This window comes from Spirochaeta isovalerica (assembly GCF_014207565.1).
GTDB classification, from domain to species: Bacteria; Spirochaetota; Spirochaetia; order DSM-2461; family DSM-2461; genus Spirochaeta_F; species Spirochaeta_F isovalerica.
Genome location: NZ_JACHGJ010000006.1, coordinates 134,791 through 147,805 on the forward strand (window position 1 = coordinate 134,791; position 13,015 = coordinate 147,805).

General features: G+C 46.6%; 11 protein-coding genes. 8 read left to right on the plus strand and 3 right to left on the minus strand.

Going from position 1 to position 13,015, the window contains the following annotated elements; genetic code table 11:
* Positions 1-8: 8 nt before the first annotated feature.
* Positions 9-1,478 (minus strand): glycoside hydrolase family protein, encoded by a 1,470-nt coding sequence (locus HNR50_RS15210; protein ID WP_184747640.1) that lies wholly within the window; start codon positions 1,476-1,478, stop codon positions 9-11.
* 153 nt (positions 1,479-1,631) lie between these two features.
* Here HNR50_RS15210 and HNR50_RS15215 point away from each other — a divergent pair, with 153 nt between their 5' ends.
* Together HNR50_RS15215 and HNR50_RS15220 are read left to right on the plus strand one after the other, a co-directional pair.
* Positions 1,632-3,800: an HAD-IIB family hydrolase gene (locus HNR50_RS15215; protein WP_221439899.1), complete on the plus strand. Its 2,169-nt coding sequence runs from the start codon at positions 1,632-1,634 to the stop codon at positions 3,798-3,800.
* On the plus strand, positions 3,793-5,142 hold the full coding sequence (locus HNR50_RS15220) for a pyridoxal-phosphate dependent enzyme (protein WP_184747642.1): 1,350 nt from the start codon (positions 3,793-3,795) through the stop codon (positions 5,140-5,142). Before HNR50_RS15215 ends, HNR50_RS15220 begins: the two co-directional genes overlap by 8 nt.
* 2 nt (positions 5,143-5,144) lie before the next feature.
* Here the strand turns inward: HNR50_RS15220 and HNR50_RS15225 are convergent, their stop codons facing one another.
* Positions 5,145-5,675 (minus strand): MarR family winged helix-turn-helix transcriptional regulator, encoded by a 531-nt coding sequence (locus HNR50_RS15225; RefSeq protein WP_184747643.1) that lies wholly within the window; start codon positions 5,673-5,675, stop codon positions 5,145-5,147.
* A gap of 528 nt (positions 5,676-6,203) precedes the next feature.
* Here HNR50_RS15225 and HNR50_RS15230 point away from each other — a divergent pair.
* From HNR50_RS15230 to HNR50_RS15245, 4 genes are read left to right on the plus strand one after another with little or no spacing between them, the layout of a single operon-like run.
* On the plus strand, positions 6,204-7,151 hold the full coding sequence (locus HNR50_RS15230; RefSeq protein ID WP_184747644.1) for an ABC transporter substrate-binding protein: 948 nt from the start codon (positions 6,204-6,206) through the stop codon (positions 7,149-7,151).
* Positions 7,152-7,160: 9 nt separating this feature from the next.
* Positions 7,161-8,396 carry a quaternary amine ABC transporter ATP-binding protein gene (locus HNR50_RS15235; RefSeq protein ID WP_184747645.1) on the plus strand — a complete coding sequence of 412 codons (1,236 nt, stop codon included), beginning with the start codon at positions 7,161-7,163 and terminating at the stop codon, positions 8,394-8,396.
* Positions 8,389-9,237 (plus strand): ABC transporter permease, encoded by an 849-nt coding sequence (locus HNR50_RS15240; RefSeq protein ID WP_184747646.1) that lies wholly within the window; start codon positions 8,389-8,391, stop codon positions 9,235-9,237. Before HNR50_RS15235 ends, HNR50_RS15240 begins: the two co-directional genes overlap by 8 nt.
* Positions 9,227-10,609, plus strand: a complete 1,383-nt coding sequence (locus tag HNR50_RS15245) for a flavocytochrome c (protein WP_184747647.1) — start codon at positions 9,227-9,229, stop codon at positions 10,607-10,609. The genes HNR50_RS15240 and HNR50_RS15245 overlap by 11 nt, the downstream gene beginning before the upstream one ends.
* Here the strand turns inward: HNR50_RS15245 and HNR50_RS15250 are convergent.
* Positions 10,596-11,528 (minus strand): 4Fe-4S binding protein, encoded by a 933-nt coding sequence (locus tag HNR50_RS15250; RefSeq protein ID WP_184747648.1) that lies wholly within the window; start codon positions 11,526-11,528, stop codon positions 10,596-10,598. The genes HNR50_RS15245 and HNR50_RS15250 overlap by 14 nt on opposite strands.
* 163 nt (positions 11,529-11,691) lie before the next feature.
* Between HNR50_RS15250 and HNR50_RS15255 the strand changes: the two genes are divergently transcribed.
* Entirely contained in the window at positions 11,692-12,384 is a 693-nt protein-coding gene (locus HNR50_RS15255) for a PTS sugar transporter subunit IIA (protein ID WP_184747649.1), read from the plus strand.
* A gap of 33 nt (positions 12,385-12,417) precedes the next feature.
* On the plus strand, positions 12,418-13,005 hold the full coding sequence (locus tag HNR50_RS15260; RefSeq protein ID WP_184747788.1) for a 4Fe-4S binding protein: 588 nt from the start codon (positions 12,418-12,420) through the stop codon (positions 13,003-13,005).
* The last annotated feature ends 10 nt before the right edge of the window (positions 13,006-13,015 follow it).

Below are 13,015 nucleotides of genomic sequence, written 5' to 3' on the forward strand. Positions count from 1 at the left end.
GAATATAATCAGAACAACTGATGATCTTCTTCCAGCGGACCGTCCAGAATTTCCACTTTAAGCCCTTCAAGATGAATTTCTGCGCTCTCCACATAGAAGCCAAGTGATTCCTGTTCTATGTAAGTTGTGTCGACATATCGGAGAATTATGCGCCCGTCGATGGACAGTTCCATATAGCCGCCGTAGGTTACCAGTTCCACATCATAGGCCTGTTCGGGATGGGGATCAAAGTGATTGTTCTGTATAATATCGTATCGGAAGGCGTTTTCTATTCCTCCGCCTTCTCTTGTTCCCCAGATTCTAGCCTGAGCCAATCCGGCGATGAGATCCAGGCTGACATAGTGGCCGTTCGCCTCTCTGTCCGAGCGGAATACCAGTCCGGTTTTTCCCGGACCGTTGAAGGATATCCGGCATTTCAATCTGAAGTCCGATGCTCTGCCTTTGATCATAAAGATTTCATAACCGCTCTTCGATGTCATGGAGAGACTGCTGCTGTCATGATTTATCGAAGCCGTGGGATTTTTGAGAAGCCTCTGTACGGGAAATAAGTCTTTGTTTTCTTTACGGCTCTGAACTTTTTCATCAAAAAGCCAGTAGCTTTTCAGGGACAGCTGTCCGTTGCTGTTTACAATCAGTTCCGTGGGAGGCGGAAGGATCTTTACAGGATCGGACAGGCTGTTGAAGAAGTTCCATACGAGGAATTTCCCTTTATATGGCAGAACTCTGGCCGCGTAGTTTCCTCTGGGGAGAAGAACGTTGGAGGCAAAAGCTTCGAAATCGCTGTCCAGCGAGTCGGAATACCAGTAGTGGACTTTTACGTCTTCTTTGATATTCCCGAATAGATAATACCTGTTTGCAATTTTATGGAGTCCCGGTACCTCCACATCGTCATACATCCTGGGGAAGAAAAGAGGCGGTTTCCATTCAAATTCATCGGGAGTTCTTTCTTCTGCCAACCCGATGCAGCCTCTTCTGGCAATCGGTCCGAAAGGGACCCTCGCGTTAACCAGAAGATACCTCCTGTCTCCTTCACGGAAGAAAAAAGGATCGCGGCAACTGACCCAATTGCGACCTTCATTGATATTCTCTTCATAAAAGGGGCTGCTGATAGAGAGCGGGTAATTGGCTGAGGAAACTTTTTCCCAATGATAGAGATCATTGGATCTGGCCAGGCCTATTCTCTGTATTTTTCCGTCTTCTTTCCGGGAAAGTCCTGTATAGAACATTCTGAAAGCGGCAGGACCGTCGGGATCGGCGCTGACGTGCATTGTCCAGAGCATATCATCATCCCAGTCTCCGGGTTCTCCGATAAACAGGGGATTTTTGACTCTTTTCCACAAAAAACCATCATGACTCACTGCATGGGCGATATAGTCATGATTCGGGAGAACAAGGTGGAAGAGATGGAAAAGTCCCTGGTGTTCTATAATATCAATATCGCCCAGTTCTGAGCGTTCAAAACCTTTACCTGTATACATCTTTTTTATCCAGTAATATAGAGTTCTAAATATAATTAAAGGCTTTTTAGTAAAAAAAATCAACTCATAAGCAGTTTTGTTCTATATAAGTCCAATTCTATGACAGTTTGACATGATTTGTAATAATTAGTACACTAAGTAATTATGTATATAATGATGATTAATATTCACGGACTGGTCAGGTCCTCAAGCCTGGAGTTCGGACGGGATGCCGATACGGGAGGCCAGACCCGGTATGTAGTGGATCTGGCTGTAAATCTGTCGGAAAGCGAATCGGTCAGTTCCATTGATCTGGTTACAAGGCAGATCAAAGACAAGGTGGTCAGTCCGGTATATGGTGAGAAGATCGAAACGATCAATGAAAAATCCCGTATAGTCAGGCTCCCCTGCGGGGGAAATAAATACCTGCACAAAGAGAAGCTGTGGGGGAACCTGGAAGAGTTTACCGACAATCTCATAGCTTTTATCCGGTCTCAGGACAGGATTCCCGATGTAGTTCATGGACATTATGCCGACGGAGGTTATGTCGCTCTGCAGATCGCCGAGACCTTCGGCATACCTTTCGTTTTTACCGCTCATTCGCTCGGAAGAAATAAACTGGCCTTCCTCACATCAAACGGCTGGAGTGAAAAAAAGGCTGATTCCGCGTTTAATATCCGCACCCGAATCGATGTGGAGGAGGAGATCCTCGAGAGGGCCGATATGGTCATTGCCAGTACGAACTACGAGAAGGAAGATCTTTACGGCCAGTACAGCAACCGCTCTAAACCTTATTATAAAATCATCCCGCCGGGCATTATGCTCGATACTTTTTTTCCTTACTATTATTACGAAGTCCCTGGAAATAATATCACCGAAGAGGCCAAGCAGGCGCATATCAGGCTTCAGAATGAACTGAGACGTTTTCATTTTGAAACGGAAAAACCGTTAATCGTCACTCTTTGCCGTCCCGATGCCAGGAAAAACATCGATGTCCTTATTGATGTCTACGGGAAGGATAAGGAGCTGCAGGCTATGGCCAATCTGGCTATTTTCGCCGGAATCAGAGATGATATTGCCGAAATGGAAGAAGGGGAGCAGCAGGTCCTCACAGATATTCTTCTGGCCATGGATAAGTACGATCTTTACGGGAAAATGGCTATCCCGAAATATCATGATGCCACTAGCGATGTTCCGGAGCTCTACCGCATAACGGCGCTCAAGGGCGGCGTTTTCGTCAGCGCCTCATATCTGGAGACTTTCGGCTTGACTTTCATCGAAGCTTCGGCATCTGGTCTTCCCTTTGTCGCCACCAATAAGGGCGGACCGGTCGATATCGAAAAAAACTGCCGCAGCGGTGTTCTCGTGGATATTGCCAACCCGGAATCCATTTCCGAAGCGATTAAGAAAATTATTACCGATCATGCACTGTGGAGTGAATTGTCGCAGAACGGAACCAACCGGACAAGAGAGGTTTACACCTGGGGGCAGCATTGCCGGACTTATCTCTCGGCGCTGGAAACTCTGCCTTTCGGAGGTAACCGGGAAGCGGACCGACCGGGAAAAGACGGGAAAATCGTCGGGAACAGAATCAACCGGATGAAAAACCTGCTCATTGTCGATATAGACGATACGCTTCTGGGCGATGATGAAGCCACCGGAAGGGTCAGGCAATTTATCGAGGCCAACCGGGACACCCTGGGTTTCGGTGTCGCTACGGGCCGGGACATCGATTCGACAAAAGATGTACTCAGCGCTTACGGGTTTGATGATGTTGATATTCTGATTACCTCCGTGGGGACGGAAATCTATTATGGACCGCAGCTCCGGCAGGATAGAGGGTGGCAGTCACACATCCGGAGCAAGTGGAAGCTGGATCAGGTTCGCAGAGCACTGGCCGAACTGCCTTTTCTGTCTCTGCAGGAGACGCCGGAAGCTCAGAGAGATTATAAAGTGAGTTATATTCTGGACAGCAGCGCTGATCCCCGGGAGCGCATACCTCTGATCCATAATGCTCTGACAATAAGCAAGCTCTCTTATACGCTAGTGTATTCTCACGGGTTTTATATCGATATTCTTCCGGCCAGGGCATCAAAGGGAAAAGCTGTTTCCTATCTTTCGGGGAAATGGCAGATCAGCCGGTCTCATATTGTTGCGGCAGGCAATTCCGGTAATGATCGTGACATGCTGACGGGAAGTGTCAGAGGGGTAGTTGTCTCCAACTACGAAAAGGAACTGGAAGCATTGAAGAAGAACAAATCGGTTTACTTTTCCAAAGCGCCTTATGGAGACGGTGTTTTGGAAGGAATGAAATACTGGCTTGGCAGGGAGGATTATGAATAAATCAGGTTATACTCCGTTGATGAGAGCAAAAGGGTTGGAGAAAATTCTCGACGTGGGTGAAATTTATCTGAAGCTTGAAGGCGATAACCCTTATGGACATAAATATGACAGAATCGGGGAGCTGCTCGTTCGCGACGCGATATCCGGCGGTTTCGAAAAACTGATTGTCGACGGTCCGAGAGCCTTTATTCACAGCGTCCTGGCTTGCGCTGAACAGGCTGACATCTCTGTCAAGGTTCCGCTCTTCAAAGGGCAGATGTGGAAAAGCAAATCAATGGAAAAAGATATTCTTCTCGATTTCCGGAAAGTCAAACAGGACGAGCAGGAGTCTTTTGTTTCAGGATATTGTGAAGAAGGCGGATACTACAATTGCGTGAACGGCTATTACAACCGTCACCTTTCCATTACCGCCCTTGAAGCAATCGGAGAGGAAATTTGTGAAAAGCTCGATAGCATCACATCGGTTTTTGTCCAGTTGAGCTACGGGTATACGGTTTCCGGTCTATACGGGTCTTTTTTCAGGTTGTGGGCCAAAGGGAGAATTGAACATTATCCCCGGATCTTCTCCTGTACGATACCCAAAGGAAACACCATCTATGAAGATTATAAAAGGATCAATTCCATACCTGATATCGAAGAGTATGGAATCAGGCATAACCGGTACACCCGCGATCTTTTTATTGACAATACCCAGCTTCTGGAAAAGACACTGGAAGCTGTGAAGGATACAGATGGCGAGATCATTACAGTGGATGAGACGCTTTTAAAAGAAGCGGCGGCTCTTCTCAAGACCAGCGAACATATTTCCCTGACCGCAGAGGAAGCTTACAGTTTCGCCGGGTTTTATAAAACAGCCAGGGCCGGAAAGCTGAAGAGAGGGGTTCATGTCATTGTTCTGAATAACGGGAAAACCGATATTGTTGTCAATCGGCTTCAGAAGGATGCGGAAATGAGCCGTGAGACAATACTTTCCTATGTGAGAACCTTTCTTATGGAGTACTCCGATTCGATAGAGGAAACGAGTGACGCGATTGATAACGCCCTTTCCTCCGGAGCCGTGTTCACCGCGGAGATTGACGGCCGGATGGAAGGTATCGCCATTGTGGTCAGGATGGGATTCGAGGATTTTATACCCCGTTACCATCTGGCCTATATCGGGACGAGGGCCGGCAGGAAAGGCCGGGGGATTGCGGGAAAGCTCATTGAGGAAATCATCCAGTTTTCCGGAGGAAGCTTATCGCTCCATGTGGATCTTGATAATTCAAGGGCCAAGAAACTCTATGAAAAATTCGGATTTGTCCATATGTACAACAGGATGATTTACAAGGGAGATCTGCTTTGAGATCAATAATTGATCTCATCTTCAAGATATCGTTTGACATCTGAAGGCGAAGCGGAAAGAGGTCCACTGGCAAGAATGGGCTGGGACTCGATATTAGAGGCATCCATCATCGTTGCCAGACGCTGGAGCGAAGACAATAACATATTCTTCTCCCAGTCTTTAAGCTTATCAAACTGCCCGGTAAAGTCTTCCTGCAGCAATGAGGGGTTCAGATCAAGAATGCCTTTCGCCTTGTCGGTGAGGACGATACTGACTTTCCTTTTGTCTTTGTCGCTTCGCTGCCTGATGGTAAAGCCCTGCTGACCGAGTCTGTCGAGAATGCTCGTAACTGTGGCCTGGGAAAGACTGACGTTTTTTGCTATTTCGGAGATAGGTTTGCTCGGAGATTTATTGATTTCTTTCAGAACGATAAGCTGCGGACCGGTAAGACCGTATCTTTTGGTGAGTTTTTTTGAATGGAGATCAATCGCCCGGATTATTTGCCGTAAGGTTGATACAACCGAATCTGATAAATCTTGTGAAGTCTGGTCCATATGTCAGCCCTTTTACTATACTTTTTGGCAATTTTAATGAGTTTTAGACATTTTGTAAAGACAATAATACATTGAACACAAAATAACAAAAATGCTTATAAGCAACATATATTGCCTTATGGGTTGATAAAAGTGATAATAATTGTTAGTGTGCAAATAAAAAAAGGAGAATGATTTGAAGATTTATCATGAATTTACCTGCCCTAAGTGCGGGGTTAAACTCAGAATGAATATGAATCCCTCATGGCAAGAGGGAAGCGTCCGCTGCCCCTCTTGCAAAGAAAGGGTTTCTGTAAAACTCAATGAGAAGACAAAAAGAGAAAAAGAAGACTGATAATTACATCAGATATAGTTACTGTTGTAATTAAATATTGTGCAGCGATCAGCTTATAGTGCTTTTAAATATAGTTATGGATTGATGTAGTTCGCTTAAAATATATATAATACGAAATATATATAGGCTTAACTCTAAGGTTTTACGGTCTATTTAGTTAGTATTCAAATTAAATCAAGAAAAGAGGTATAAATATGAAGAAGAAGTTACTTTTACTGATCATGACAGCTTTTATGTCTGTAATGGCCCTGTCCGCATCGGGACAGGGTGAGTCCGGCGATGTGAAAACAATCGTTTTCGGAGATGTTTCCTGGGATAGTGTTCAGGTACACAACAGAATCGCGGCTTTTATAATCGAAAACGGAATGGATGGATACAAGGCTGATTTTATGCCCGGTGATACGCTTCCCATTATCAATGGAGTTGTTCAGGGAGATATTGATGTCGATATGGAGTCCTGGCACTCCAACTTTCGCGATGTTTATGACAAGGGAATTGCCTCGGGTAACCTGATCGACCTGGGCAAGAACATGCCCGATGCTCCTCAGGGCTGGTGGATTCCCCGTTATCTGGTCGAAGGACCCGATGCCGTTGCTCCCGACCTGAAGAGCGTATCCGATCTTCCCAAATATGCCGACCTTTTCACCGATCCGGAAGACAGGGACAAAGGTATTGTATACGGCGGCGTCGCCGGTTGGTCGCAGATGACTATTTCCGAAGAGATTTTTAATGAATTCGGTCTGGAAGACACTTTCAACCTCGGTATAGCCGGATCCGGTTCCGCTCTCGCGGGAACTATGGTCGGTGCTTACGAGAAGGGAGAAGCCTGGGTCGGTTATTACTGGGCTCCTACAGCCGTACTGGGAAAACTTGATATGGTCCGTCTAAAAGGAAGCGAGTACGAACCCGCCGATGTGAATATTCTTGTAAACAAATCCATGCTTGAAAAAGCTCCCGATGTTGTCGAGTTTCTTAAAAAATATTCTACTACTGTAGATGATAACAATGAATTCCTCGCTCAGATGGACCAGAATGAATGGTCTACCGCCGAAGCTGCTCAGTGGTTCCTGAAGAACAAAGAAGACGTCTGGACCGAATGGGTCAGCCCTGAAGTCGCAGAAAAGGTTAAAGCCGCGCTTTAAGGAGTCTTAATGTCTGATATTGAAAAAGATAATCAGGCTGAATCTTCGCAGGTCCTTATAAAGGACCTGTGGAAGGTTTTCGGCCGCGATGCCAAACGGATCGTAAACGGACCTCTTAAAGATAAAAGCAAAGAGGAAATACAGAAGAAGACCGGCTGTGTCGTCGGTATGAGAAACATCAATCTCGATATAAAAAAAGGTGAATTTTACATACTTATGGGTTTGTCCGGTTCAGGAAAATCCACTCTTATCAGAAATCTTATCCGTCTGGTCAATCCCACATCAGGCTCTATAACAATCAATGATGAAGTTGTAACGAAAATGAACAGCGAAGAGCTTCTGCAGTTCAGGAGGAAAACCTTTGGAATGGTTTTTCAGCATTACGGACTTCTTCCTCACATGACGGTACTGGACAATGCGGCATACGGCCTGAAAGTGAAAGGCATGCCCAAAGGCGAAAGATACGCAAAAGCCATGCGATCTCTGGAGACGGTCGGCTTGAAGGGCTGGGAGGATTATTATCCCGGTTCCCTCAGCGGCGGAATGCAGCAGAGAGTCGGACTGGCCAGAGCCCTGGCTAACGATCCGGAAATCCTTCTTATGGATGAGCCGTTCAGCGGACTCGACCCCCTGATCCGCCGTCAGATGCAGGACGAACTGGTCGAACTGCAGGATAAGCTTCAGAAAACAATTATTTTCGTAACCCACGACCTTCATGAGGCCCTTAAGCTCGGAGACCGTATCGCCATTATGCGCAACGGTGAAGTCGTCCAGGTCGGCAGTCCTGAAGAAATTGTCACACAGCCTGCTGACGACTACGTGGAAGAGTTTGTCAAAGATGCCTCTCCTGCCAAAGTTCTGACAGCCGGCAGCATAATGGAAGACGCCAAAGTGCTGCTCTATAATTGGGAAGGTCCTAAAACCGCATTAACTCTGTTGCGGTCCCATAAGAGGCGGGCGGCATTTGTCGTGGACAAATCGCACAAACTGCTTGGTGTTATCAAAGAAAGTGCGCTGGAGAAACTTCTCGAGTCACCGGAAAAGCCGAATATGATACCTCAGGAGTCGATGAAAACCGTTTCGACTGTAATGGAAGACACCATTCTTGAAGATCTGTTTCCCATCGTGACGGAAAATCCTTATCCCATACCGGTTTTAAAAGAAAACGGAAAACTGGCCGGTGTCGTTACAACCGACTCCATTTTCGAGTCCATATCACCGGTGGAAGGAGATAATCATGTTTAATTTTCCTGATATAATAGAAATCCCCTTGGCTTCCTGGATCGATTCCGGTATGTCGTGGCTGTTGCAGAACCTCGCCGGCTTTTTCGATGCCATCGGCTTTATTATTCTGCAGGTCGTTGTGGCCTTTGAAGCTGTTTTTCAGTTTATCCCCTGGTTCATCATGATACCTCTGGTAGGGTTGGCCGGGTGGAAGCTTGTCAATAGCTGGAAGATGGGAATTACCTTTATGGCCATGCTCCTGCTGATCGGTACATTCGGATACTGGGAAATGGCAATGCTCACTCTCAGTCTGGTCATCGCTTCAGTCTTCTTTTCCCTGATCATCGGCATCCCTATCGGGATCAATATGGCCAGAAACGATAGGACGGAAGGCATGCTTAAACCGCTGCTTGACGGAATGCAGACCATGCCTAGCTTCGTTTATCTTATACCGGCTCTGATGCTGTTCGGCATGGGAAAAGCTCCCGCAATGGTAGCGACTATCATTTATGCGGTGCCTCCTGTCATCAGGTTGACCAATGTCGGAATCAGAACTGTAGATAAAGAAGCCGTGGAAGCGTCAAAAGCTTTCGGCGCGACACCCCGCCAGGTCCTGTTTGATGTTCAGCTTCCTCTGGCCAAACCTTCCATTATGGTCGGTATTAACCAGACCACTATGATGGCCCTTGCCATGGTTGTTATCGGTTCGATGATCGGCGCCAAAGGCCTGGGGATGGAAGTTCTAATAGCCATTAGCAGAATTGAAGTCGGCCGGGGTTTTGAAGCCGGTATATCCATTGTCTTTCTGGCTATTATAATCGACCGCATAACCTTTTCCTTTTCAGAAAAAAATGAAAAATAAATACGATGTCATCGTCATTGGCAGCGGAATCGCCGGTCTTTCGGCTGCGATAGAATCCAGACTTGCCGGTGCCGATGTTATTGTTCTTGAAAAAATGGCTGGTGCCGGAGGGAATTCCCTGATTTCCGATGGCGGCCTGGCCGCAGCCGGGACAGAAGAGCAGAAAGCGGCGGGCATCGTCGATTCTCCGGCCCTGATGTATTATGATATGATGAAGGCCGGCGAACGGATAAATAATCCGGACCTGGTCAAAATTCTGACAGAGGAATCGGCCGAAGCCTACCTCTGGACCCGTGATTTTTTAAAAGTCCCTTACCTGGACCGTATCGATATTTTCGGCGGCCATTCCGTGCCGCGATGCTACACGGCTGAAAATATTACGGGAAAAACATTTATCTCGGCCCTTTTAAAAAAAGCTGAAGAGCTTTCCATCCCGGTCGCCTATAAACATTATGTACAGGATATTGTCAGGGAAGATGATAAGAGCCTCTCTTTGAAAGTCATTCCCGGTTTCAGCTTTAAAACCGGAAAGGGCGAGCCACCTGAAATCTTAAAAGCCCGTAAGGGCATTATTCTGGCGGCCGGCGGTTTCGGCAGCGATGTCCCTTTCCGGTCAGCTCAGGATCCCCGTCTGAATGAATCGGTTCAGTCTACGGGGCAGCCCTTTGTAGACAGTTCAGTATTGAAAATGGCTCTTAATCTCGGCGCCGCGCCGGTTCAGCTCTCCCGTATTCAGCTGGGCCCCTGGGCGTCCCCCGATGAAACAGGTTATGGCGACGGTCCCTCATTTGCCGAATATATATTGTTCCAGTACGGGATACTGATCGATCCCGACAAAGGGGTTCGCTTCGTCAATGAAATGGCCGACAGGAAGACCCTGTCCGATGAAATGATGTTTATGGGTCGTTATTCCATAGGGATTTGCGATGACCATGCGGTTAAAACCGCCGGCTGGAATATCGATAAGGCTCTTAAAAAGAAAGTCGTATTGAAATTCAGTACAATGGAGGAGCTGTGTCTCCACTACGGAATGGATTTTATTCCCGTAAAAAGAACCGTCGAACAGTTCAACCGGTTTATCCTTGCGGGCAAAGATAAAAACTTCGATAAACCAATACTCGATGGAGCAAAGCCCATATCGAGACCGCCTTATTACGGTATCCGGCTCTATCCCAAAGTTCATTACACTATGGGCGGTTTGCGCATCGATGAAAATGCACGGGTTCTGGACCTGAACGGGAAACCGGTCAACGGCCTCTATGCCGCCGGAGAAATAACCGGCGGAGTCCATGGGGCAAGCCGTCTCGGGAGCTGCTCTTTAACGGATTGCGTCGTCTTCGGACGCCGTGCCGGCCGGTTCAGCGCTTCATAAAAGCTTTTCGTATTTTATCGTAATTTCCCGTAAAGAACGGACATACGGCGATGCAGACCGAGCAGCCCATCGTCTGTGAGAAAGGGACGGCGCATTTGGTGTGGTCAATGTGTTTGGGTCCGCCATTTTCCGCCGCCGGCTTCTCCGGATATATCGCCTTTCCGGGGCATTTCTTTATACATCTTCCGCAGCTGCTGCAGAACCCCTCTATCCACTTGTAAGGGTTTTCCCCTTCAAAAAAGGGCAGATTTCCAATCGATGTGAAAACTGCCGCCAATCGCTGACTTCCTCCCGCCTCGGGAGAGATAAGCAGTCCGTTTGTTCCGATCCATCCCATGCCGGCTTTCCGGGCCAGAAGAGGGTAGTTCACATCGCCTCCCAGAGCGGCTCCCGCTTGAGCTCCGAATCCTCTTTCTCTGAGAAAACGGGCTATTTTATTGGAGGCATCACCCAGTCTGTCGTATATTCGCCAGACTTCTTTTCCCGCTTTGATGTCGGGAGCATGCTTCATTTCATTCCTGTCCATCTCCATAGAAAGAACAATGGCATTATCGAAGAGTATCGTTTTGTTCCTGAAGATCATATTGCCTGGAACTTTTGCATATCCTATATTGAGACATCCCAGTGAACGGGCCAGATCTTCCATTTCTTCAATCAGTTCTTCATGGCAGATATTTCCGGGATCAGGGGGATTGTCAGAGATATCCCGGTAACCCTTCTGTCTATTGTAAATCGAATGGATGAGCCAGGGCGCAACTTTTGACGATTTCCTTATATGGCTTTTAATGCTGCCGTATTTGAATACAAGTTCCGGGACTATCAAACCGGTTCTCGAATCGTCTGCGCTTTTTATGAGAGACGTCTCTTCCGGAACATAGTCGTCCGTGCTTCTGGACATAAGGGAAACTATCGGATTCATGGAATCTCCTAAAAATGACACGTGTCATTTTATATGTTATTACAATAATTCGACTGGTGTGTTTTTGTCAATGAATTCTGATGGTCATATCTCTTCTTGACAATTTGATCGTTAATACCTATAAAAGAATATAGAGGAATATGAAGGCAAATGGAGGCTGCTTGTGGATGAGGTTCTGACATTGTCGGAAGTGGCATCGTATCTGAAACTGTCAGAGAAAACACTCCTGAAAATGGTAAAAAACGGAGAAATTCCCTGTGCCAAAATTGCCAATCAGTGGCGGTTTTCCCGGCCGATGGTGGATGACTGGCTGAGGGGAAAAATGGAAGTCGTTCCCAAGAACGATCTATCGAGATTAATCGAGAGGGAATTCGATTACATGCCTCTGTCCCGGCTGATTGATGAAGATTCCATTGTCCTCGAGCTCAAATCTGTTGATCGGGCCGGAGTTATTGATGAACTGGCCGAGGTGGCATATAACAATAAACTGATTCTTGATAAAGATACGCTTACGAAAAAGCTGAATGAACGGGAAGACCTGATTTCCACAGCGATAGGTAACGGCATTGCCATACCCCATTTGAGAAAGCCTTCCGCCGCAATTATTTCAGAACCGAAAATCGTTATCGGTGTATCTCCCCGGGGTGTGGATTTTAAATCTCCCGACGGCAAACCGACGAAACTCTTTTTTCTCATTCTCTCCGATAGCGAAGTCGTACATTTGAGAATTCTGTCCCGCCTGGCCGCCATACTCAGAATTAATAATCATCTGGAACAAATGAATAATTTCAGAAGCAAAGAGGATTTTCTTAAGTTCTTTATTAATGACGATCGTGAGAACTTTCCCAAACCTTGACTATATATGGAATATTGAATATATTCCGGACATATGGTAAAAATCAACAGAAAATCTTATCCTTTTCTAATCATTACATTTCTCTATTTTCTTCTTGGATTTGTAAATATCCTTTTCGCTTATCTGGCTGTCGCCTGTATGATAATTCCATTTGTCATGGTATCCAGGACTGGAAAAAAGCCCTGGTGCAGCACCTACTGTCCGAGAGCGGATTTTCTTTCGCTTTTCCGCATTTTTAAAAGCAGCAGAAAAGCTCCTGCCTGGCTCAATTCGGACAATACGAGAAAACTGGTCTTTCAGTTTTTCTGTATCAATCTGTTCTTCATTGTCATGTCCACCTTTATGGTGAGCCGGGGACAGATGGAACCCATCGAATATGTGCGATTTCTCATCGCTTTTACCATCCCGGTAGATTTGCCCCAGATCTGGGCCGGTCCGGCTCTGCCTCCCTGGGCTGTTCATCTGGCATACCGCTTCTATTCAATCATGTTCACATCAACCGTATTAGGTGTCGTGCTTGCCTCTCTCTACAAACCGAGAACCTGGTGCGCTGTTTGTCCCGTCAATACCTTAAGTACGGCTATGATTCGTCAGATCACTGTTTCCGAGGGGAATGAGTAATTCGAAAGAT